Genomic DNA, 21,957 nt, shown 5'->3' with positions numbered 1-21,957 from the left:
AACCGGGCTATGCCCCATCCATTACGCATCTTGTTACAGGTTTTGTTGCTTTGGCTTGCCGGGCTAGGTGCGGCGACCCAATTCGCCAAGATAGCGGTTCCTTTTGTTCAGGTCGCGGCCCTCTATCCTGCGCACGCGGATAAGATTGGCTGGCTTTTGTCAGTCATCAGCCTGATTGGCGCGATTCTTGGTGCATTGTCCGGCGCGATAGCGGGGCGGGTGGGGCCTGTCCGGTTGCTGATGTTTGGCTTGATCCTTGGCGGGGCGGTGTCCCTGTTTCAGGCCAGTATCCCCGGTTTAGGCCTGATGCTGGTCAGTCGCGTTGTCGAAGGGGTCTCTCATCTGGCCATCGTTGTCGCCGCGCCGACTCTGATTGCGCAAATCACGATTGGAAAATGGCGCAACGCGGCAATGGTTTTGTGGAGCAGTTTCTTTGGTGTCGCCTTTGCCCTGAACGCATGGCTTGGGCTTCCATTGATCGCTCAGGTCGGGCTGCCGGTTTATTTTGCTACCCATGGCGTTCTGATGTTTCTGATCGCCGTCCTGATCGTATCTTTCCGTCCCAACAGTGCATCGGCTTTGGTGAACAATCCTTTTTGGAGCGTTCGAACACTGATTGACATACACGTACAGACCTATCGCTCTGCATTTGTGTCGGCTCCGGCGCTCGGATGGTTCTTTTACACGCTGACCTTTGTCTCGCTGCTGGCCATTCTTCCGGGAAGATTGCCGGAAGATGTCAGTGCGATGATCGCAGGTTTGATGCCGTTGGCCGGGATCGTGATTTCCTGGCTTACCGTCCCAGTGTTGCTGAACGTTTGTTCTGGCGTATTCGTTGTTACCCTTGGTTTCGGGCTGTCTATCCTGACGATAGGCGCCCTGTTTCTTGGTGCCCCGTTGCCCGTTGTCTGCGTTGCGCTTTTTGCGGTGCTGGGGCTTGTTCAGGGCGGCAGCTTTGCAGCGGTACCGCAGTTGAACTCGACACCCGAAAACCAGGCGCTTAGCTATGGTGCGATGGCGCAGATGGGGAATGCGGGTAACCTTTTGGGCACACCTGTTTTGCTTGCAATTCTGTGGCGGACCAGTGAAGCAGGCATGTTGATTGCCGTGGTCGGGTTCTATGCTGTTGCCATGGCGCTGCATCTGTGGCTAGCCGCGCGGCGCAAACGCGCTTCGACCGAGCTGGATTGATCAAACATGCGGAACAGTGGTTTTTCTTATCCGGATTGCCCCGGTGTGATGATCTGAAACGACCCGTCATCGAATTTCACAAAGCATGAGGCACTGTTGAGGGGCGGCAATGTCGTTGTTCGCGCCAGTGGCACCCGTGATTTCACGTTTTGCTTGCAGGGCGGTAAGCTGACCGGACGAAATCCCTTCTCGGCCATGCATTGCGCCTCGACCGTGTTTCGCAGTCCCTGGTTGACATCGACGGTATAAACCCTGCCGGGTTGCCACCAGCCTGGGGATTGATAGCAACGACCCATGCCATCACAATACGTACGCCCAGGCCAATAAGTCGGCGGGCTTTGACGGATCTGATTGGCAACCGGCACCTCTTTTACCGCCCTAAGCTGGCACTGGGTGGTCTCTTTTTGCAGACGTGACACGGTTTCACCCTCACGATAGTAAAGCGAGAGTGGCCCACACGAGGACAGCACCATCAGGGGCACGAGCATAGGAAACAGCGTTTTCATATGCTTATCTTGCCGCAGCTGATCAGTGATGACAATTCAATTGACCGCTTTGGGGGCATCTGTCATTCAATCCTTTCAGGCAGAAGGGCCAGAAACATGAAGGTCATTATTTGCGGCGCGGGTCAGGTCGGCTGGCAGATTGCGCGGCACCTTTCGGGCGAATTGAACGATGTCACCGTTGTCGACAACAATCCCGATCTGGTACGGCGGGCGACCGAAACACTGGATGTGCAGGGGATCGCCGGGTTTGCAAGTTACCCCGATGTGCTTGAAAGGGCAGGCGCGCGCGATGCGGACATGATCATCGCTGCGACCCATTCGGACGAGGTGAACATGGTCACTTGCCAAATGGCGCATTCGGTCTTTTCGATCCAGCGAAAGATCGCGCGACTGCGGTCGAAATCCTATCTTGAAGCGATCCACTCGGACCTTTACCGGCGCGATCATCTGCCGATTGATGTGGTGATCAGCCCCGAACGCGAAGTGGCCGCAGCCGCGATGCGCCGCCTGTCGGCCCCGTCCGCCTTTGACACCGAGGTTTTCATGGACGGCAAGGCGCAGCTTTTGGGAATTCGCGTGGATGAGGACTGCCCGATCGTGAACACACCCTTGCGGCAACTGACCGATTTGTTCTCGACGCTCAGTTCGATCGTAGTGGGGGTGCGTCGCGATGGAACGCTGTTTGCACCAGAATCCGAGGATCAGCTGTTTGTCGGCGACGAATGCTACGTCTTTACCAATGTAAAAGACGTGGATCGCACCATGGAGGTGTTTGGCAAGACCCAAAAGCGTCAGGATCGCGTGGTGATCGTGGGCGGCGGCAATGTCGGGCTTGAAGTGGCGCGAACTCTGGAAGAACAAAAAAGCCGCGTGCGCGCCAAAATCGTCGAGCGGGATCGCCGGTGCGCTGAGATCGCCGCCGAGGCGCTGGAACGAACGATTGTGCTGCACGGTGATGGTCTTGATGCCAGTTTGTTGAGCGAGGCCGGTATCGACAGGGCGGATGCAATGCTGGCGGTTACGGATGATGACCGCACGAACATGCTGGCCGCTGTGCGGGCCAAGGCCGAGGGTTGCACGTTGGCGATTGCTTTGATCAATGATCCCAGCATGGTGGCGTTGATGGGACCTTTGGGGATCGACGCGTATATCAATCCGCGGGCAACCACCGTCAGTTCTATCCTGCGCCACATCCGTCATGGCCGGGTGCGACAGGTCTACTCGATCGGAGATGCTGAGGCCGAAGTGATCGAGGCCGAGGTTCTGTCAACCTCTCCCATGGCGGGGCAAAAGCTGCGCGATATCGATTTTCCCGAAGGCGTACTGGTGGGGGCTGTGCGTAAGGGAGATGAGGTGATGCGACCGACGGGCAGCCTCAGGATCGATGAAAAGGATGTCGTCGCGATCTTTGCCATGGCCAAGGACGTGCCTGAGGTCGAACGCCTGATGCAGGTTTCAATCGATTTCTTCTGATGGCGCATGCGGGGATACAACAGATCGGGCTATTGCGGCGGTTGCCGCTGTTTCTTCTGATCTGGGCTATTGCGTCACTGGCAATGTGGGTTCCGGCAGTTTACGCGCTGGCGCTGGATGATCACGACACATCCCGATCGTTTCTGTATTCCGGTATCATAGGGTTGTTTCTGGTCGCCAGTATCGCATTGGCCTCGTCCAATCGCGTGCCACGGCGTGGGACTTTGGGACAATTGGCGGTGATGCTCGCATGTTTCACCATTCTTCCCGTCTTTCTTGCAATTCCATTTCACGACGCGCTGGGAACGACCACATTCCTGAACGCTTACTTTGACATGGTTAGTGCCCTTACGACCACAGGGGCGGATCTGTTTCCGGATCCAGACCGCCTGACGGCCCCGCTGCACCTGTGGCGTGCCTTGGTTGGATGGATGGGCGGTTTGCTGATGTGGATTGCCGCCGCGGCAATCCTTGCGCCTTTGTCGCTAGGTGGGTTCGAGGTCACGGCACGCGGTCAGCCGGGTCGCCCGGTATCGGGTGTTGCGCAAAGCGAACGCGTTGATCCACGTGGCCGGCTGCTCCGTGTGGCAAAGGGACTGACCCCGGTCTATGCCGGGCTGACGGCAGTGATCTGGATCCTTCTTCTGATCGCTGGCGAAAATGGTCTGACGGCCGTTTGCCACGCAATGTCGGTCATGGCGACGTCGGGAATTTCTCCGGTGGGTGGTATGGAAGGCGCGCAAGCGGGATTCACGGGCGAGGCGATCCTGTTTCTGTTCCTGTTCTTCGCCCTTTCGCGCCTGACATTTTCGACCGACACGGCAACATCCGGCTATTCCCGCCTGGATACGGACCCGGAGTTTCGCATTGGCCTGATGATTGTGCTGGCCGTTGCTGCGTTACTGTTCTTTCGCGTTATTGCAGGCGTTACGGAAATCGGCGGGCAAATCGAACCTTTGCAGGCATTGCAGGTCATCTGGGGTATGCTGTTCACTGTTCTGGCCTTTCTGACAACCGCCGGGTTTGAAAGCGCAAACTGGGATGATGCGCAGCAATTGTCTGGTCTGGGAACGCCCGGATTGTTGCTGATGGGGCTGGCGCTGATCGGTGGCGGGGTCGCCACTACGGCTGGCGGTGTCAAACTGCTGCGCGTTTTTGCCCTGTACCTGAATGGTGCGCGCGAGATCGACCGGTTGATCTATCCCTCGTCAGTCAGCGGGGTTGGAGGCGGTAACCGACGCGTTCAAAGGGACGGCGCGTTTATCGCCTGGATTTTTCTAATGCTCTTTGCGCTGACATTGGCAGTGTTCAACCTTTTGCTGGCCGCAATGGGCGCCGGGTTCGAACAGGCCATGGTGCTCAGCGTCGCAACGCTCAGCACGACGGGTCCGCTGATTGAACTGGCCACTGATGTTCCGATCCGGTTGATAGACCTGTCCGCAGGGGCCAAGCTGACGCTGTGCGCGGCGATGGTCATTGGCCGGCTCGAGACACTTGCGATCATCGCCCTGATCACTCCTTCGCTGTGGCGGGATTGAAGCGGTTGGGTCCGGCCGTTTTTTCTGCTTAATTTTTCGTCTGGAATATCTTTACGCGGCGCTCCATACTGAACCGGAGGGAGCGTGTTGGTCCGCAACGCGTGGCAAGAACAATGGCGAGATTATATAAATATGGCTTCGGACAGACAGAATCTTCAGGATGCCTTCCTGAACAATGTACGGAAAGCTAAGGTTCCGGTTACAATTTTCCTGATCAATGGCGTGAAATTGCAGGGTGTGATCACCTGGTTCGACAATTTCTGTGTATTGTTGCGCCGCGACGGACAGTCGCAGCTGGTGTACAAGCACGCGATTTCAACCATCATGCCATCACAGCCGATCAACCTGTATGAGGGCGAAGACGCCTCTTGATGGAACATGACCGGACGCGCACCCGGGCCTGGGTGCTGCATCCCGAAATCAAATCAGATGAACAGCGCCGCGTTCCCGAACCGGCGCTGGCCGAGGCGGTTGCGCTGGCCGCCGCTTTGCCCGATCTGGACGTGATCGGGTCTGAAATCGTTCGCCTGCAACGCGCCCAGCCCGGCTATTTGTTTGGCAGTGGCAAGATCGAGGAACTGGGCGAGCGGCTTCGTGAAAACGAGGTTGAACTGGTTCTGATCGATGGGCCGGTGACCCCGGTTCAGCAGCGCAATCTGGAAAAGGCATGGAAGGTCAAGATCCTCGACCGGACCGGGCTAATCCTTGAGATTTTCAGCGACCGTGCGCGTACCCGCGAAGGGGTGTTGCAGGTCGAAATGGCTGCGCTCAGCTATCAGCGGACGCGGCTGGTGCGGGCCTGGACCCACCTTGAACGTCAGCGTGGCGGCTTGGGATTTGTCGGCGGACCTGGCGAGACCCAGATCGAAGCCGACCGTCGCGCCATTGACGAACAACTGGTGCGTCTGCGTCGCCAATTGCAGAAAGTAGTCAAGACCCGCACGTTGCACCGTGCTGCGCGGGCCAAGGTGCCATATCCGATCGTTGCATTGGTTGGATATACCAATGCCGGGAAATCTACTCTGTTCAATCGGCTGACCGGGGCCGAAGTGTTGGCCAAGGACATGCTGTTTGCCACGCTGGATCCAACTATGCGCCGCGTGCAACTGCCCGATGGCCCGGAAGTGATCCTGTCGGATACGGTGGGTTTTATCTCGAACCTGCCGACTGAGCTTGTGGCGTCTTTTCGGGCCACGCTTGAAGAAGTGTTGGGCGCTGATCTGATTGTTCACGTGCGTGATATCAGCCATGAGGAAACCGAAGCGCAGGCGCAGGATGTCGAAGCAATCCTGACCTCGCTTGGTGTCGACGAAGAACGCCCCCGGCTTGAGGTTTGGAACAAGACTGACTTACTGAGTGCCGAAGAAAAAGACGCTGCATTGGCAAGGGCGGATCGCGATCCGGCCATATTTGCCATCTCGGCAGTTACCGGCGAAGGCGTGACCCCTTTGCTTTCCGAGATTGCAGCAATCCTGCAAGGGGCCCGGCACGAGGATGTTCTGAACCTGAGCTTCGCTGAAGGTAACAAGCGGGCGTGGTTGTTCCGGCAGGATGTTGTACAATCCGAAGAGCAGACCGAAAAAGGGTTCCGTATTACTGTCCTTTGGACGGATAAACAGGCTGCTCAATTCGAAACACTATAGAAACGGCGAAGTGGCGGAACTTGTCTGACACATTGGATCAAAGAGTATTTCTGACCGGATTTATTGATGTCCCAGCGGATCGCCTTGAAGATGTGCGCGCCGCTCTGCCCACGCATATCGCCCTCACAAAGGCGGAAGAGGGTTGCCTGTCGTTCGATGTTGTCGAGGATCAGATCACACCCGGACGGTTCACTGTATCAGAGGTTTTTGTGAATCAGCGGGCATTTGATGCGCATCAGCGGCGGACGAAGGCATCCGAGTGGTTTCTGATTACGCAGGGAATACCGCGGAATTATGCGATAGAAACCGCGGGCAAAAAGACAACCTAAGTCATGTGCCGTAAAGTTGCCGCTGTATATCATCGGTGTCGAACCAGCCGACTGACGATTGTACAAGATGGTCAGGTGCAAGTTCCCATTCATCCCATCCGCGCGCGATAACATAGTTGCCGGTCTGGGCATGATGCCCTTCACGTGTCCAGACAAACAGGGCGTGAGAGCCAGCCCATCGCATCATGTCGCACCGCACTTCCAGATCCGGAAAATCGGCATAGACTTCTCGGGCCATTTCGGCAATCGCGGCACGCCCTTCGACAGGCTCACCCCGGTTGGTTGTGATCCGACCGTCCTGCGTGAAAAAACTGGCAACGGCATCGGCGTCACCTGAACTCCAGGCGATCGCGTAATCTCGGGCAAAGTTGTTCAGAGTATCCCGAATGCTGGCCATAGTTTCCCCCTGGTCCGAAACAGTTCGCCCGGTGATGGTAGGCGAAACTGCCGCGTGGCGTCCACGGTCCGGACAAAAAGGGGCGGGGACTCGCCGAAACCCCGTTGCTTAGCGTGGGATCAGATTGGTCACTCCGACAGCAGCGGCGCGGGCAAGGTCAAGGTCCAGCGACATGGGAATATATTCGCCACGCCGCCACAGCTGCGCCTGATCGTCGTAATAACGCGACAGGAAATGGCCCGATTGGCCGGTAGCCGTGATAAAGACCGAGCTGTTGGGATCGGCAAAGTCATACACACCGCGATACCCGGCTCCGTGCACGTTCTGAAACGGGTCGAGCCCTTCGCCCGACGTGCGCCCGCGCAGCAAGGTGTTGTCGCCGCCACTGGTCGATTGTCGAATGTTCACAAAATACCGAAGTATTGGCACGTTTCCCAGAACGGGGTGATCGTGGGTTGCCTGATGCGCATCACCCCAGCGTAGGGATTCAAGTGTGCTACCATAGCGTTCGGTGATCCAGATCAGCGCATCATCCAATGCAAGTCGAGCCATTTCGGTACAGGTTTCAATCGGCGCGCTTTGTCGTACATCGCACCAGACACCGGCGCCATCAATGTCACGATAGACTCGCTCGATGAACAAAGGCTCGACATGTTTGAATTCGCTGGCCAGCGGCCCCAGCTCGTCCGAGATCAGGCGGATCTGAAGGGCCCGCACCCAGGCTGCGTAGATCAGCGGTTCGGGCAGATGCTCGTTCATCTCGCCATTCCAGTCCGCCAGCAGCGACAGCGCAATCTGGCGCTGGCGCTCGGGCGTCCCTTCGGGGGCCGAGGCACCGGTATACCAAAGGTCAGCACCGATCAGTGGCAGTAGAGAGCGCGCGGTGAAACTGACGGTATCCAGTTGCGCTTCGATGAAACTGTCGCGGGTATGCACCTCACGCGATTGCATCAGGCGTTCCCAGCGATGCACGCGCTGAGTGTCTCCCCATTCGTAGGACACATGATCCGGGAACGGGCGGTTGATGATCTTGTTATTCGTGTTGCCTAGAACGCCGCCAGCAGGGGCCACATATTCCGGGTTTTTGGTGTAGGGTAGGCGACCTTGCCAGCGGTTTGCTTCAATCCAGCCGGGTGTCGGAATGCGTCCGCGGCTCTGGTTTTGCAGATCACGCCGGGGCATGGCGCCAATCAGTTTCATCCCTATCGTCGTTTTGTCGACCAGTGACAGGTTCTGCGAAGGCGCAATGAATTGCCGCGCCACGGTTATGGCGTCCTGCACGTTGTCCGCGTTCATCAGGGCCATGGACGCCGACATCGAAGTGTCTTGCGGGCTGAGCGCAGTCCAGGACAAAGACGCAACATGGCCTGGCGGTGTGATAGTTTCCAGCTTGTAATCCGTACCGGGCAAAACCGGTCCGTTTTCACTCCAGCGCAACGTCAATGTAACCGGAGCTTCCCCTTTGACTTCAATGATCGAAGGACGGGTCTTGAATTCCTGATAACCGTCCGGGGTCAGGTATTCTTCGGGGTTATCCGGGTTCAGCTGTTCAATATGAATGTCCTGATCGTCAAGATAAGATGACGTCACGCCCCAACCCAACCGGTCACTACGGCCGGTCATGATTGCGGGAATACCAGGGATCGAGGCCCCAATGACGCTTCCCTTTGCCAGACCAAGATGTGCCAGATACCACACGCCGGGGGCTGTGAAGCCCAGATGTGGGTCGTTGGCCAGCAACGTCCCACCGCTTGCCGAGCGCGAAGGCGCAGCAGTCCAGGCGTTTGATGCGCCCGCCAGCCCGCGTTTGGGAAGGGGGGACAGTGGCGTTTCGGGAAAACTTGTACCGGCGGCATAGCGTGGAAGGTTGGGAAACAGCGAAGCATATTCAGGCAGCGCGGCGATGCCGGGGCCGGGAACATCGGGCAGAATATCTGCCAGTCTGTCCGGATTGCTCAGCATCAAAGACGTCCGCGCCCGCAGAACCTCGTCGGTCAGGTGACCGGACAATTGCAGCGCCATGAGCTTGATCACGGCAATACTGTCGCCCGGTTGCCAGGGCGAGACGGGGGCATTGAACAGGAACATCTCTGGCGCGCCACGCCCCAATGCCTCGTCGTTGATCTCGGCTAGGCGTGCGTTGACCCCGGCAGCATAAGCACGAAGGGCAGCCTTGGTATAATCGTCCTGTACCTCGACCGAGCGATGGGCAAGGCCGTACAGATCCAGCCGGCGCAACAGCTTGTCAACGCGCAGGGTGCGCGGGCCAAAGATCTCGGACAAGCGGCCCTGCGCGGTGCGACGCATGACTGTCATCTGCCACAACCGATCCTGCGCGTGGGCATATCCAAGACCGAAAAACACATCCGGGTCATTTTGGGCCAGAATGTGCGGCACATTGGCGGTGTCGCGCACGATCTCAACCGGAGCGCTCAACCCGTTGACTTCGAGCGTCTGGTCATAATCCGGCAGGGATTGACTGGCCAGAAAATAGACGAGGCCCATTGCGGCGAGGATCAGCATGATCAGACCCGACACGATGCGCACCAGCCAGCGGAAAACAAGACCCATTACTGCCCCAAATTCTAGTCCATGAAGGTTGCGCGGAGATTAGTGGATGGCGGGTCCAACCGAAAGAGGAACGCGGCGAGAACCTGCGCGGAAAGGATGAAAACAAACACCCCACCGCAGCATTCCGCTGTGATGGGGTTTGCCAGAAGAAGTGGTAAGCCCGAATTACGGGATAATGCGGGTATATTTCGTGCCTTCCACGGTCGCACCGATCTGAAGCCCAGCCTGTCCGAAGATTGCAGCAAGAACGGGCGATCGCAATGTCGTTGTGTCTGTCGACACGGAATCGCCCTGATCGCTGACCACATAGCCAATATCTGCTCCGGCTGTCCAACCACTGGAACGACGGAAATCGTTCAGGGCGTCTTCGGTCATGAAAAACAGGACATGTGCATATTGCTGCGCGCCGATCTGTAGCCCGGCCGTGCCCTTGACCGCCGAGTAGAAGTCAACTGTTGCACCGCTGATGCGCAGCGCGCCGCGACCGTAACCGCCACCGAACACGAAACCGGCTTCGGTAATCAGCGGCATGACCAGCATGCCGTTGGCCTTGTTCGCAATTTCAACCGTGTTGGGATAGCGGCTGTACATCTCGGTCAGCGTGGCGTCGACACGGGCATCGATTGTTGCTGCGTTGGAATTGCCGACGCCGTTGCCACAGGCGGCGGTCAAGCTCAGACCTGCCATGCCCAAGGCAAAGCCGCGACGATTCAGTCGGGGGGAATTGGAACTGCTCATGGTTTTTTATCTCTGTAACTGTGCCTGAAATGCCGGGTGATCCCGGTCTTGGCGGCAAGGATACGCCGATCAGGGCGATGTGTCACGGGAAAGCTGCCCGATCGGGAAATCTTATCGGCGAAATATCGCGAAACTTGCGGGCTTTATCCCTGCAGGATGCGCGCAACCTGAGGAGAGAAATAGGTCAGAATTCCATCGCATCCGGCGCGTTTGAAGGCCAGAAGGCTTTCCAGCATCACCTTCTCGCCATCGATCCAGCCGTTCTGGGCTGCAGCCTGAATCATCGCGTATTCGCCCGATACCTGATAGGCATATGTCGGCGCACCGAAATTGTCTTTCACGCGGCGGCAGATATCCAGATAAGGCATGCCCGGCTTGATCATCACCATATCGGCGCCTTCAGTCAGATCGCGTTCGATCAGGCGCAGGGCCTCGTCCGAGTTCGCGGGGTCCATCTGGTAGGTCTTTTTGTCGCCCGTCAGGGCCCCCGATGCACCGACCGCGTCGCGGAAGGGTCCGTAGAACGCACTGGCATATTTGGCGGCATAGCTGAGGATCATCACGTTGTGATGGCCCGCACGTTCCAGCGCGCGACGCATTTCCCCGATCCGGCCGTCCATCATGTCCGACGGGCCGATGATATCCGCACCGGCGTCTGCCTGTGCCAGTGCCATCTTTACCAGCGCCTCGACGGTCTGGTCGTTCACGATTTCTCCGTCAACGACATATCCGTCGTGGCCGTTGATGTTATACGGGTCAAGCGCCACATCCGTCATTATGGCGACGTCTGGGGCCGCCGCCTTGATTGCCCGGATGGCCCGGTTTGACAGGTTGTCGGGGTTCCATGCCTCGGCGCAGTCTTCGGTTTTCAGCGCAGGGTCGGTGTAGGGAAAGATGCAAATCGCAGGAATCCCAAGGGTCTGGGCCTCGACCGCCGCTTTGGCAATCCGGTCAACCGATCTGCGAACCACACCAGGCATCGAGGGCACGGGCTCTTCAATACCTTCGCCATCGCGCACGAAAACCGGCCAGATCAGGTCATCCGTTGTCAGAGTGTTCTCACGCACCAGCGCACGAATTGCCTGTGATTGACGGGCTCGGCGAAAGCGGGTCATGGGAAATGGGGCAATGGTCGGTTTCATGGCGCGTTCTCCTTGAACATTCGTGCATTGGGTGGCATGAATTCACAAAGGTCTCAAGGGTATCAATGGACGCGCGCCTAGATGGAACCCCCCTGAGTAGTGCGAATAAAGGGTTGGGTTTGGACTGGTACTCTTCGATCTTTGAACTCATCGACATGCGCAGCTTTTCGAATCTGTGGTTCTGGATCGTACTGGCGGTACTCTGGTCGTCGGCCAGCCACTGGGTGATGGGCATCCCATATGATCTGGTTGTTCGTGCCCGCCGGATCGGAGGTCAGGTCGAAACCGATCTGCTCGACATCGTTCGCATCCATACAAATCGGATTCTGCTGATCGTCGACATGTCTGGCACCATCCTTTTGGCGTTTGGGTGTTTTCTGTTCACCGGGATGGCCACGCTTGGGTTTTATTATGATGTCGAGTTCGCGCAGGCCCTGTTTTTGCTTTTGTTCCCAATGACCTTGGTGCTTTTAGTGAATATCGTGCATGCAAGGCGTCTCCGGCGGCAGGAATTGACACTCGAAACTGTCTCGAAAACGATTTCCCGCTGTCGTCTGTATACCCAGATCATCGGCATGATCTCGATACTGGTCACTTCGTTCTGGGGCATGTATCAGAACCTTTCGATTGGCGTTCTGGGATAGAAGATTCTGAAAGGCGAGGCGATGAAGGCTCCGAACCACGTGACAGTTGGCGGCGCCCCCGAAGGGTTTGACGCGCAGCTGGTGCTGAACGAGATCGCCCGCAGCAGGGGGCCGGTGGCCCATGTCGCACGTGATGACAAGCGGATGGAAGCGATGCGCGCTGCACTGGCGTTCTTTGCGCCTCAGATGCCTGTCTTTGTGTTTCCGGGTTGGGATTGCCTACCTTATGACCGGGTCTCGCCTAATGCGGATATCTCGGCGGCGCGCGTCGCTACTCTGGCGGCGCTGGTCCACCAGATGCCCCAACAGTATGTATTGCTGACCACGCTGAACGCCGCGACCCAACGCGTCCCGGCACGGGAGGTTTTGCGAGAGGCGGCGTTTACTGCCCGAGTTGGCCATCGCATAGATGAAACCGCTCTGCGAAACTTTCTGGTGCGTATGGGGTTCACACAAAGTCCAACGGTGATGGAACCCGGCGATTACGCCATCCGTGGCGGCATCATCGACATCTTCCCTCCGGGAGAGGCGGGCCCGGTTCGGCTGGACCTGTTCGGTGACGTCCTGGACGGCGCGCGCCGCTTTGATCCGGCGTCCCAGCGAACAACCGAAAAGCTGGACATCGTTGAACTTGCACCGGTGTCCGAAGTCATCCTGGACGAGGCCGCCATAACCCGGTTCCGTCAGAACTATCGCATCGAGTTTGGTGCCGCCGGTACGGATGACCCTTTGTATGAGGCCGTAAGCGCAGGCCGCAAACATCAGGGGATCGAACACTGGCTGCCGTTCTTCCACGAAAAACTGGAGACACTGTTCGACTACTTGCCGGATGCGGTGATCACTGTCGATGATCAGGTGACGCCCGCGCGTCTGGCGCGTTGGGATACGATTGCCGATCAGTACGAGACCCGACGACTGGCGCTGGAAAACCGATCTCGCATGGACACGGTCTATAAACCCACACCTCCGGGGTTGTTGTATCTTGACGATACCGCCTGGGAGGCGGCTGTCGCGGATCGTCGGGTTTTGCAGTTCAGCCCGCTGCCGCAAGCCTCTGGCCCCGGTGTCATCGACGCGGGTGGGCGCATCGGGCGCAACTTTGCGCCGGAACGCCAGCAGGAAAGCATCAGCCTGTTCGGTGCTTTGGCCAGTCACATCACTGCAAAGCTCGACAAAGGACCGGTGCTGATCGCCTCATATTCCGATGGCGCGCGGGAACGCCTGACCGGCCTGATCGAAGACGAAGGGCTGGCCGAGGCGATACATGTGGCTAACGGCACCCGCATTGGAAAACGCGGCTTGCACCTTGCCGTCTGGGCGTTGGAGCACGGGTTCGAAACTCCTGATCTAACGGTGATCGCTGAACAGGATGTGCTGGGCGACCGGCTGATCCGTCAGCCCAAAAAGCGCCGCAAGGCCGAAAACTTTCTGACCGAAACCCAGTCGCTCAGCCCCGGTGATCTGGTTGTTCACGTGGATCACGGTATAGGTCGTTACATGGGAATGGAGGTCGTCACCGCAGCCGGTGCCGCCCATGAATGCCTGTTGCTGGAATATGCCGAGCAGGCAAAGCTGTACCTGCCGGTCGAAAACATAGAATTGCTTTCGAAATACGGCCATGACGAAGGTCTGCTGGACCGTTTGGGTGGCGGTGCATGGCAGGCAAAGAAGGCCAAGCTGAAAGAGCGCATCCGCGAGATGGCGGATAAGCTGATCCGCATCGCCGCTGAACGTGCATTACGTAAAGCCCCGGTCATGGATCCACCGCCCCACGCGTGGGAGGAATTCAGCGCGCGATTCCCATATCAGGAAACCGAAGACCAGTTGCGGGCGATCTCGGATGTGATGGAGGACATCCATTCCGGCGCGCCGATGGATCGTCTGATCTGCGGTGATGTCGGATTTGGAAAGACCGAGGTTGCCATGCGTGCCGCATTTGTCGCCGCCATGTCGGGCGTTCAGGTTGCGGTTGTGGCACCCACGACCCTGCTGGCCCGCCAGCATGCCGCGAGTTTCAGGGAACGCTTTCGGGGGTTCCCGCTGGAGGTCCGGCAATTGTCACGCTTTGTTTCGGCGAAAGAAGCCCAGCAAACCCGTGACGGTCTGGCCCGCGGGACAGTGGACATCGTGATCGGAACGCACGCGCTTTTGGCCAAGAACATACGGTTCAACAATCTGGGGCTTCTGATCATCGACGAGGAACAGCATTTTGGCGTGGGTCATAAGGAACGGCTGAAACAGCTGCGCTCAGACATTCACGTGCTGACCCTGACCGCGACACCGATCCCGCGAACGCTGCAACTGTCGTTGACCGGCGTGCGCGATCTGTCGATTATCGGCACGCCTCCAATCGACCGACTGGCGATCCGTACCTATGTCAGCGAGTTCGATGCCGTTACAATCCGAGAAGCGCTGCTGCGTGAACACTATCGTGGGGGGCAGAGTTTCTATGTTGTACCGCGCATCTCGGACCTGCCTGAGATCGAAGAATTTCTGAAAAATCAACTGCCTGAGCTCACTTACGTGGTTGCCCATGGCCAGATGGCAGCGGGTGAGCTCGATGATCGGATGAACGCGTTTTATGACGGGAAATTCGACGTGCTGCTGGCCACAACCATTGTCGAAAGCGGGCTGGACATCCCGACCGCAAACACGATGGTCGTGCACCGTGCGGACATGTTTGGCCTTGCCCAGCTCTATCAGATCCGGGGTCGCGTTGGGCGCTCGAAAACCCGTGCCTATGCTTTCCTGACCACCAAACCGCGCCAGAAACTGACCGCTGCCGCCGAAAAACGCCTGCGTGTTCTGGGCTCGCTGGACACGTTGGGGGCCGGGTTCACTCTGGCCTCGCAGGATCTTGACATTCGTGGTGCGGGCAACCTGTTGGGTGAAGAACAATCCGGCCAGATGCGCGATGTGGGCTATGAGCTTTACCAATCCATGCTGGAAGAGGCGATTGCCAAGATCAAAGCCGGCGAGATGGAGGGGTTGTCGGATGCGGACGATCAATGGGCTCCGCAGATCAATCTGGGTGTGCCGGTTCTGATCCCCGAAAACTATGTGCCAGATCTGGATGTGCGCTTGGGGCTCTATCGCCGCCTGTCGTCTCTATCGACAAAGGTCGAACTGGAGGGCTTTGCTGCGGAATTGATCGACCGTTTTGGCAAATTGCCGAAAGAGGTGAATACCTTGATGCTGGTTGTGCGGATCAAGGCCATGTGTAAACGCGCCGGGATCGCAAAGCTCGACGGTGGGCCGAAAGGTGCGACCATCCAGTTCCACAATGACAAATTCGCCTCGCCGCAGGGACTGGTTGAGTTCATTCAAAATCAACGTGGTATGGCCAAGGTCAAAGACAACAAGATCGTCGTGCGCCGGGACTGGAAAAAAGACAGTGACAAGATCAAAGGGGCTTTTGCAATTGCCCGGGATCTCGCTGAAAAAGTGGTCGCGGCGCAAAAAAAGGTCAAAGCAGGTTGAGATGTGAGAGGGGGCTCTGCCCCCGCTGCGCGTTCCGCGCATCTCCCCCGGGATATTTATGGCCAGATGAAGAAGCGGATCCCTGCTTCATCTGGCTAAAAATATCCCCGCCGGAGGCATCGTGCGTCAGCACGATCAGGACACTTTAGCTACGCATTGCCGCCTGCGCGCAGAAGCAGGACGCAGCCACCATGCGGTCGGCACGGGCCAACGCCAGGTCAAGCCGTTGTTTGATCTGCAGGACTTCGACCTGTTCGCTGCGTGCCTTTAGACAATCGTAAAGGCCCTTCAAACTCCAGACGTTGTCAGGATGTATCGAGGCGCGACTTAGCGTGCCGCCCAAGCCCAAATCTTCACGATAGGCGTCTTCCGCTTCGGCCAGCCGTCCTTGCTCGAATAGAAGTGCCCCAAGCGCGTGGCGGGTGGGCTGCATCCATCCCCAGGGTTCGTCATAGGGCAAGGTATCGTCCAGCTCGACCGAGCGGCGCAGATGGGCAAACGCGATTTCCAAGTTGCCTTTGCGGTACTCGATCTCACCGCGCAGCATTTCCCGCGCAATTTCCAGCAGGTCAATCACACGGTTGTTGTGCAGCCTGCGTGTTTCCGGAACGCATTCTTTGGCGGCAAGGAACAGATATTCTTCGGCCTCGGCATTGGCGATATCACCGGTTGCTGCATGAGCGATGGCGCGCGCGTAGTGTGTCGTGGCCGTCAGGGTGCGGAACAGGTCTGGGTCTGAGGGCAGTTCCAGTGCCTTAGCCTCGTCCCAGCGGCCAAACCGGATCAGGATGTGAGGGCCCATGGACATGTAGCTTTCGAAGTAATCGGCCATCGGGGGGCTTTCGATGCGCAGCAACTCTTCGGGTGTTGTATCCCACAATCCCTGATTGGCACGTAGGGCCGGTTCCATCTGTCCAAGAAAAAGCGCACCGTAGATGGCAAAGTGATAATTGTGCTGGCGATAGCCTGTGTAAATGTTGAACGCGCCTTCGCGTTCGTAATATTTCAGGTCGGCTTCCGAGGCTTTTTCGTTCCAGTGCACAACGTTGTGGTAATGTCCGCAGAGCACATCGATATGTGTCGGCATATGTACTAAGTGGCCGGCATCTGGAACCAGTGTGCGCAGGACATCCCCTGCTTTCAGGGCTTTTTCTGGTGTTGTAGACATCTCCATCAGATGAACATAGAGGTGCAGCAGGCCCGGGTGTGACATCGCAGCCGGATCGTTCGCCATGGCCCATTCAAGCGCATCTTGCGCTTCCTTCGTTGCCGCGCCCTGGGCGGGTTGGCCCGTTTTCAGATCCCACATCTTCCATGGCGTCAGGTTCAGCAGCGCTTCGACATAGATGGTACGCAAGTCGAGGTGGTCCGGGTGCGCCGCAAATGCCGCGCGCATCGCGTCGGCAAAACCGTGGTCCCATTGGTGCATGTCCTGAACCGGATCACGTTGCGGGTAACGCGCGGGCAGGGCCTGAATCAGGGCCTGTTCGACGGCAGTGCACCCTGCGAGCAGACCAAGGGCTTTTTGCATCGCGTCGTAAGCCCGTGCCAGCGCTTCTTCCTGACCCTTCTCATCCAGCAGGTCCCAAGGGAGGTTGTAATTGGGACCGGCTGCATAGGCGACACCCCAATGGGCCATTGCGCAATTCGGATCATGCTCGGCCGCGCGTTGAAAACAGGCTACCGCCTCTTCGTGATTGTAGCCGTATGTCCAGTTCAGCCCGCGGTCGAACCACAGCTGAGCTTCGGGGCTGGAAGTGGAAACCGGGCAGGAATAGCTGCCCAGATCGTAGTAATCGTTCATCACAGTTCCTCCCCCTAAGTTCGGGGTAGGATAGCGTGTTTCACCCGAGATTCACAGGTCAGGCCGGCAGCCGTTCTTCGATGCGACCCATGTGGATCATCAGGCCAAACGACAGCACGCACATACTCAGAATGCCAATTGTCAACGGCGCGATGGATCCGTTGAACAGAAGCCCGATCGGCGCGGCGATTGCTGCAGCCATTACTGTTGAGATCGACCCGACAACTGAAGCGGCCATGCCTGCGATGTGGCCCATGGGCTCCATGGCAATGGCATTCAGATTGCCGATGGTTACACCAGCCATGAAAAAGACCATCGTCTGCCAGAAGACAAACAGGGCAAATGACATATCGGGCGAAAGGTTCGCCATGTTCAGGATGATGACGACAGACGTGATGGCTATCTGCGCGCCGAAGGCGAATGTGACCATCCGGCGCATCCCGACGCGCACCACCAAAGCTGCGTTCAAAAGGCTGGCCGAACCTGACATCAGGGCGACAAACCCGAACCAGAAGGGAAAGCTGTCGGCCCGATCATGGATCACATCATAGACCGGTTGCACCATAGTCAGCATGGTGAACAAGGTCCCCATGCACAAGGTCTGCACGAAGATAGACAAGCGCACGGTGGGATGGGCAAACATTTCGTTCACGGCCGCAATCATCAGGGGCAGGCGAAAGGGGCGGCGGTTCTCGACGGCCAGGGACTCGGGCAGTCGTGTACTCACCCAAAAAAGGACGACCAGCGCGAACAGGATAAAGGACATGAATATCCCGCGCCAGCCGAAGAGGGCGATAACACCAGCGCCCAGCATCGGGGCCGCTGCTGGTACCAAAGTGAAGATCATCATAGCGATTGAGATGATGCGCGCCATTTCCCGGCCTGAATACAGGTCACGGATGATGGCCATTGCCACCACACGTGGTCCGGCAGCGCCCAGCCCCTGTACAACGCGCGCAATCAGCACCAGTTCCAGCGAAGAACTGGCCCAGGCAACAGCCGAAGCCGCAATGTACAATAGCGCGCCGCAAAAGATCACCGGCTTGCGTCCCAGCGCATCCGATAGCGGGCCGGTAAAGAATGTACCGATACCCATTCCCAGAACGAAGGACGTCAGAATCAGTTGGGCGCGATTGACATCATCGGGGCTGAGCTGCGCGCCGATTTCGGGCAGGGCAGGCAGCATTGAATCGATCGAAAACGCGATAGTGGCGAACATCATTGCGATCAGCGCAATGAATTCCGCCTTCGACATGCGGTTGGCCATGAAGCACTCCTAACCTGTTCGCGCTATCATGGTGAGTCAGGTTAGGCCAGACTGGAAATTCGCACAGACCTCTGTGCTATTCTGCGGGGGAAGCCTCAAGTTGAGACATTATTTCGGCGATCACTTTTTCCCACATTTCAGGTGGTTGAGCACCCGGAACGGCATGTTGATTGGCAACTATGTAGGTCGGGACCGAACTGACGCCCATTTCGCGAGAATGAGTATCACGGTTGCGAATATCCTCGCGGTCGGCGTCGGATTTCAACAGCTTCATGACCACTGCGGCGTCCATTCCGGCACTGTCTGCGATGTCGGACAGGACTTCGGGGTCGCCGATGTCTCGGGCCAGAACAAAATAGGCATCGAACAGCGCATCCACAACGGCATTCTGTTTGCCTTCGATCCCCGCCCAATGGATCAGGCGATGTGCATCCAGTGTATTAGGTGTGCGTTTCATGCCTTCAAAGTCAATCTTCAGACCGGCGCTTTCAGCATGTTCAACCACCGGCGCATAAGCACGCACGGCACCATCTTTGCCGCCGAACTTGCGTTCCAGATATTCGCGACGATCCATACCTGCGTCCGGCATATCAGGGTTCAACTGAAACGGATGCCATTCGATGACAAAAGGGTGGTCCGGCACATTGGCCAGTGCTTTGTCGAGATGCGTTTTACCGATATAGCACCACGGACAGATCGGATCGGACAGGATGTCGAGCTTGACAGTCTGGGTCATGTGGCTGGTGCCTCGAAATAGGCCGGCAACGCCCGGCGCAGGAGTTTGCCATTGCCGCCGGTTGGTAGCGCAGACAGGTGGATGAAGGCGCGTGGTTGTTTATAACGTGCCAAGTTTGCCTCGACATAAGCGCGCAAGGCCGCATCGTCCAGCTTTTCCGGGCCGGTATAGAAGGCTGCTATCACAAATGTGTCCGGTTTGACCTCGACCGTAGCTGCACCGACCTGCGTGATACCGGGAAAACGGGACAGGGCGGCTTCGACCTCGACCGGGGACACGCGGTAGCCACCGGCATTCATCATGTCGTCGTCCCTGCCCAGATAACTGACCTGGCCGTCCACTGCCATTGCCCCCTGATCTCCGGTCAGGAACCATTCGCCCTGCATCCGGGATTCAACTTCATCGGGTGCGTTGAGGTAGGTCAGCATCAATCCGGGATCAGACCGATGAATGGCGATGGTACCTTCTTGCCCCTGCGGCACCGGGCCGTCCGGGCCCAGAATGGCCACGCGACGACCCGGTTGCGGGTGCCCCAATGCGTCGCCGCGCGCGGGGTGGGCCGGGCTTGAGGATATGAAAGTCGAGCATTCGGACATGCCGTAGGCTTCGAACAGTTCCGTACCGGTGGCGCTTAGCCATTTCTCGTGCAGAGCGCGCGAAAGCTTTTCCCCAGCGCATAAACCGTGGCGCAGGTCAGGTAAGCTGATTTGCTCATACTCTTGCACCAATTTGCGAAAGACCCCTGGTGCCGCCGCAAAGATGGTTGCACGATGCTGGTGGAGCAGAGCAGGCAGGGCGGTGATGTCCGTGCCCGGTTCCGGGATCAAGGCGGTTGCGCCGATGGTCCACGGGTCCATCAGTCCGGTGCCAAGTGTATAGGTCCAGTTGAACGCTCCGGCGTGACACAGCCGATCGGACGTGCGCAGACCATACCAGCCATCGACCATCATCTGCCGCGCCCAGATTGCCCGATGCGCGTGGGCCACGGCACGCGGACTGCCCGACGTTCCCGAGGTGTAGACGACATATGCCATACGCTCGGGGTCGCCCAGTTCAAAGCTGGCAGGGGGCAAATGGTGCATAGCCTTCAGTTCATCCAACTCGATCTGTCTGGGATGAGGCGCGCATGAGACAGCGGGATCACGAAGAACCGCGGCTGGGGACAGATCGTCGATCATTCTGGCGGTTTCGGGTTCCGTCAGTTGCGACGATGTGGGCACCGGAATGATACCCACTGAAATCGCGCCCAGATAGGCAATCGGGAAATCCACCGTATTGCCGAGCCGCATCAGAACGATTTCGCCGGGTGTCAGACCTGCTTGCAGCAATCCTGCGCCAGTGCCCAGTACGGCGGATTGCAGGTCGCGATAGGTCCAGTCCAGCGCGCCGTGGGGCATTAATACCGACAAAGCCACTTTATCAGGGACCTGATCCGCGCGGCCAAGGACGTGCGCCGCCAGATTGAAGGGTGCAGGGCAGGGCGCGGGCGCCCCCTGATCGAAGACAGAAAACATGGCCATTGGCTAACGCGGTGTCTGGCGCGTTGCAAGCGCGGCTGGCCAAGCCTATAGAGAATGGCATGAGCACCCAAGATCCCAAATCCCTGATCCGAATTGCCCGCGATTCCGGCGATCACACCGAAGTTGAACCGCTGGACCTTGGCGCGCGCGTGCGCGAATTGCGAAAAGCGCGGAAATGGACGCTGGAGCAGGCCGCCAGTCAGGCCGGTTTGGCCCGTTCGACCCTCAGCAAGATTGAGAACGGGCAGATGTCACCTACCTATGACGCGCTCAAAAAGCTTGCGGTTGGGTTGGAAATCTCGGTTCCTCAGCTTTTCACACCGCCACAGCGGGATCAGGTCATCGGACGGATGGCGATTACCCGGATGGGCGAAGGGGCGGCTCACGCGACAACGACCTACGAGCATGAGTTGCTGGCCGAAACCCTGACCAAGAAGCACATGCTGCCCTACCGCGCGCGGGTTCGGGCGCGGTCCATGGATGAATTCGACGGCTGGGTGCGCCACGATGGCGAAGAGTTCATGTATGTTCTAACCGGTGTTGTCCGGCTCTATACCGAGTTTTATGAGCCGGTCGAAATGCGCAGGGGTGACAGCGCCTATTACGATGGCAGCATGGGCCATAACGTAATCTCCGTCAGTGACGAAGACGCGACAATCCTTTGGGTCACATCACTTGCTTAGCGACGCGCGGCAGTATTCTCTGTTCAGGCCTTCGGTAAACAGGAAATCTTCGACCTCTTCATGAGCTTCGTTCATGGTTAACTGGTGACGCTCTGCCAGATAGGCTTCGAACCCTTTACGATCTTGTGATACGCGCATCATGTCTTGGTCACGCAAATTCGGAAAACGCCGCTTTGCACGTGCGTAGGCCGCATTCCAGTCTTGTGTCAAATCCGTCCAGTTCATCATGTATGAGCTTTCCTTATGTAGCGATTAGGACTGCTCTCCCCCTCCTTAGGGTACGTAATGGGTGCCG

Annotated in this window: 19 protein-coding genes; 9 read left to right on the top strand and 10 right to left on the bottom strand. The window is 57.8% G+C overall.

Annotated elements, in window-relative coordinates; all coding sequences use genetic code 11:
* Nucleotides 1–9 precede the first annotated feature (9 nt).
* On the top strand, nucleotides 10–1,191 hold the full coding sequence (locus tag ACR0NZ_RS04765) for an MFS transporter (protein ID WP_480517235.1): 1,182 nt from the start codon (nucleotides 10–12) through the stop codon (nucleotides 1,189–1,191).
* 26 nt (nucleotides 1,192–1,217) lie between these two features.
* Here ACR0NZ_RS04765 and ACR0NZ_RS04760 read toward each other — a convergent pair whose 3' ends face one another.
* The gene (locus tag ACR0NZ_RS04760) at nucleotides 1,218–1,697 is read right to left on the bottom strand and encodes a hypothetical protein (protein WP_480473064.1); all 480 of its coding nucleotides are present in this window, start codon (nucleotides 1,695–1,697) and stop codon (nucleotides 1,218–1,220) included.
* Nucleotides 1,698–1,793: 96 nt separating this feature from the next.
* On the opposite strand from ACR0NZ_RS04760, the gene trkA reads away from it, so the two are divergent.
* From trkA to ACR0NZ_RS04735, 5 genes are all read left to right on the top strand, one after another.
* Nucleotides 1,794–3,170, top strand: a complete 1,377-nt coding sequence (trkA, locus tag ACR0NZ_RS04755; protein ID WP_480517233.1) for a Trk system potassium transporter TrkA — start codon at nucleotides 1,794–1,796, stop codon at nucleotides 3,168–3,170.
* Nucleotides 3,170–4,708: a TrkH family potassium uptake protein gene (locus ACR0NZ_RS04750; protein WP_480517231.1), complete on the top strand. Its 1,539-nt coding sequence runs from the start codon at nucleotides 3,170–3,172 to the stop codon at nucleotides 4,706–4,708. Before trkA ends, ACR0NZ_RS04750 begins: the two co-directional genes overlap by 1 nt.
* Nucleotides 4,709–4,840: 132 nt before the next feature.
* Nucleotides 4,841–5,080 carry an RNA chaperone Hfq gene (gene hfq / locus ACR0NZ_RS04745; RefSeq protein WP_005982826.1) on the top strand — a complete coding sequence of 80 codons (240 nt, stop codon included), beginning with the start codon at nucleotides 4,841–4,843 and terminating at the stop codon, nucleotides 5,078–5,080.
* Nucleotides 5,080–6,351, top strand: a complete 1,272-nt coding sequence (gene hflX, locus ACR0NZ_RS04740; protein ID WP_480473058.1) for a GTPase HflX — start codon at nucleotides 5,080–5,082, stop codon at nucleotides 6,349–6,351. Before hfq ends, hflX begins: the two co-directional genes overlap by 1 nt.
* 20 nt (nucleotides 6,352–6,371) lie before the next feature.
* On the top strand, nucleotides 6,372–6,680 hold the full coding sequence (locus ACR0NZ_RS04735; protein WP_480493062.1) for a putative quinol monooxygenase: 309 nt from the start codon (nucleotides 6,372–6,374) through the stop codon (nucleotides 6,678–6,680).
* Nucleotide 6,681: 1 nt separating this feature from the next.
* Here ACR0NZ_RS04735 and ACR0NZ_RS04730 read toward each other — a convergent pair whose 3' ends face one another.
* The 4 genes from ACR0NZ_RS04730 to hemB form a co-directional block, all read right to left on the bottom strand.
* On the bottom strand, nucleotides 6,682–7,077 hold the full coding sequence (locus ACR0NZ_RS04730) for a nuclear transport factor 2 family protein (RefSeq protein ID WP_480517229.1): 396 nt from the start codon (nucleotides 7,075–7,077) through the stop codon (nucleotides 6,682–6,684).
* Between the two features lie 108 nt (nucleotides 7,078–7,185).
* Nucleotides 7,186–9,648, bottom strand: a complete 2,463-nt coding sequence (locus tag ACR0NZ_RS04725; protein ID WP_480517227.1) for a penicillin acylase family protein — start codon at nucleotides 9,646–9,648, stop codon at nucleotides 7,186–7,188.
* A gap of 165 nt (nucleotides 9,649–9,813) precedes the next feature.
* Nucleotides 9,814–10,386, bottom strand: coding sequence for a lipid-binding SYLF domain-containing protein (locus ACR0NZ_RS04720; protein ID WP_480473050.1), 573 nt, complete (start codon nucleotides 10,384–10,386; stop codon nucleotides 9,814–9,816).
* Between the two features lie 143 nt (nucleotides 10,387–10,529).
* Nucleotides 10,530–11,528, bottom strand: a complete 999-nt coding sequence (hemB, locus tag ACR0NZ_RS04715) for a porphobilinogen synthase (RefSeq protein WP_480517225.1) — start codon at nucleotides 11,526–11,528, stop codon at nucleotides 10,530–10,532.
* A 119-nt stretch (nucleotides 11,529–11,647) separates the two neighbouring features.
* Between hemB and ACR0NZ_RS04710 the strand changes: the two genes are divergently transcribed.
* On the top strand, nucleotides 11,648–12,172 hold the full coding sequence (locus ACR0NZ_RS04710) for a component of SufBCD complex (protein ID WP_480486469.1): 525 nt from the start codon (nucleotides 11,648–11,650) through the stop codon (nucleotides 12,170–12,172).
* 21 nt (nucleotides 12,173–12,193) lie between these two features.
* A complete protein-coding gene (gene mfd / locus ACR0NZ_RS04705) occupies nucleotides 12,194–15,652 on the top strand; it encodes a transcription-repair coupling factor (RefSeq protein WP_480517223.1) in 3,459 nt (1,152 codons plus the stop codon).
* 145 nt (nucleotides 15,653–15,797) lie between these two features.
* Here the strand turns inward: mfd and ACR0NZ_RS04700 are convergent, their stop codons facing one another.
* The 4 genes from ACR0NZ_RS04700 to ACR0NZ_RS04685 all read right to left on the bottom strand — a co-directional run bounded on the left by ACR0NZ_RS04700 (nucleotide 15,798) and on the right by ACR0NZ_RS04685 (nucleotide 20,973).
* Nucleotides 15,798–17,456: a hypothetical protein gene (locus ACR0NZ_RS04700; RefSeq protein ID WP_480517221.1), complete on the bottom strand. Its 1,659-nt coding sequence runs from the start codon at nucleotides 17,454–17,456 to the stop codon at nucleotides 15,798–15,800.
* Between the two features lie 58 nt (nucleotides 17,457–17,514).
* Nucleotides 17,515–18,723, bottom strand: coding sequence for a multidrug effflux MFS transporter (locus tag ACR0NZ_RS04695; RefSeq protein WP_480517219.1), 1,209 nt, complete (start codon nucleotides 18,721–18,723; stop codon nucleotides 17,515–17,517).
* Nucleotides 18,724–18,799: 76 nt separating this feature from the next.
* The gene (locus ACR0NZ_RS04690) at nucleotides 18,800–19,459 is read right to left on the bottom strand and encodes a DsbA family oxidoreductase (RefSeq protein ID WP_480517217.1); all 660 of its coding nucleotides are present in this window, start codon (nucleotides 19,457–19,459) and stop codon (nucleotides 18,800–18,802) included.
* On the bottom strand, nucleotides 19,456–20,973 hold the full coding sequence (locus ACR0NZ_RS04685) for a class I adenylate-forming enzyme family protein (RefSeq protein WP_480517754.1): 1,518 nt from the start codon (nucleotides 20,971–20,973) through the stop codon (nucleotides 19,456–19,458). Before ACR0NZ_RS04685 ends, ACR0NZ_RS04690 begins: the two co-directional genes overlap by 4 nt.
* Before the next feature lie 65 nt (nucleotides 20,974–21,038).
* Here ACR0NZ_RS04685 and ACR0NZ_RS04680 point away from each other — a divergent pair, with 65 nt between their 5' ends.
* Nucleotides 21,039–21,662, top strand: a complete 624-nt coding sequence (locus ACR0NZ_RS04680; RefSeq protein ID WP_209503779.1) for a helix-turn-helix domain-containing protein — start codon at nucleotides 21,039–21,041, stop codon at nucleotides 21,660–21,662.
* Here the strand turns inward: ACR0NZ_RS04680 and ACR0NZ_RS04675 are convergent.
* Entirely contained in the window at nucleotides 21,651–21,890 is a 240-nt protein-coding gene (locus tag ACR0NZ_RS04675) for a hypothetical protein (RefSeq protein ID WP_480517215.1), read from the bottom strand. The two genes, ACR0NZ_RS04680 and ACR0NZ_RS04675, sit on opposite strands and share 12 nt — an antisense overlap.
* Nucleotides 21,891–21,957: the final 67 nt, after the last annotated feature.

This window comes from Ruegeria sp. AE3 (genome assembly GCF_056542225.1).
Note: the sequence above shows the minus strand (reverse complement) of the source record. Positions and strands in the feature narration are given on the sequence as shown.

Coding starts and splice junctions, on each gene's coding strand:
- ACR0NZ_RS04720 (WP_480473050.1), bottom strand. CDS start 10,386: ATGAGCAGTTCCAATTCCCCCCGACTGAATCGTCGCGGCTTTGCCTTG.
- ACR0NZ_RS04730 (WP_480517229.1), bottom strand. CDS start 7,077: ATGGCCAGCATTCGGGATACTCTGAACAACTTTGCCCGAGATTACGCG.
- ACR0NZ_RS04765 (WP_480517235.1), top strand. CDS start 10: ATGCCCCATCCATTACGCATCTTGTTACAGGTTTTGTTGCTTTGGCTT.
- hemB (WP_480517225.1), bottom strand. CDS start 11,528: ATGAAACCGACCATTGCCCCATTTCCCATGACCCGCTTTCGCCGAGCC.
- ACR0NZ_RS04695 (WP_480517219.1), bottom strand. CDS start 18,723: ATGGCCAACCGCATGTCGAAGGCGGAATTCATTGCGCTGATCGCAATG.
- ACR0NZ_RS04685 (WP_480517754.1), bottom strand. CDS start 20,973: ATGTTTTCTGTCTTCGATCAGGGGGCGCCCGCGCCCTGCCCTGCACCC.
- ACR0NZ_RS04690 (WP_480517217.1), bottom strand. CDS start 19,459: ATGACCCAGACTGTCAAGCTCGACATCCTGTCCGATCCGATCTGTCCG.
- ACR0NZ_RS04725 (WP_480517227.1), bottom strand. CDS start 9,648: ATGGGTCTTGTTTTCCGCTGGCTGGTGCGCATCGTGTCGGGTCTGATC.
- ACR0NZ_RS04700 (WP_480517221.1), bottom strand. CDS start 17,456: ATGAACGATTACTACGATCTGGGCAGCTATTCCTGCCCGGTTTCCACT.
- ACR0NZ_RS04675 (WP_480517215.1), bottom strand. CDS start 21,890: ATGATGAACTGGACGGATTTGACACAAGACTGGAATGCGGCCTACGCA.
- mfd (WP_480517223.1), top strand. CDS start 12,194: ATGAAGGCTCCGAACCACGTGACAGTTGGCGGCGCCCCCGAAGGGTTT.
- ACR0NZ_RS04680 (WP_209503779.1), top strand. CDS start 21,039: ATGAGCACCCAAGATCCCAAATCCCTGATCCGAATTGCCCGCGATTCC.
- ACR0NZ_RS04760 (WP_480473064.1), bottom strand. CDS start 1,697: ATGAAAACGCTGTTTCCTATGCTCGTGCCCCTGATGGTGCTGTCCTCG.
- hflX (WP_480473058.1), top strand. CDS start 5,080: ATGGAACATGACCGGACGCGCACCCGGGCCTGGGTGCTGCATCCCGAA.
- ACR0NZ_RS04750 (WP_480517231.1), top strand. CDS start 3,170: ATGGCGCATGCGGGGATACAACAGATCGGGCTATTGCGGCGGTTGCCG.
- trkA (WP_480517233.1), top strand. CDS start 1,794: ATGAAGGTCATTATTTGCGGCGCGGGTCAGGTCGGCTGGCAGATTGCG.
- hfq (WP_005982826.1), top strand. CDS start 4,841: ATGGCTTCGGACAGACAGAATCTTCAGGATGCCTTCCTGAACAATGTA.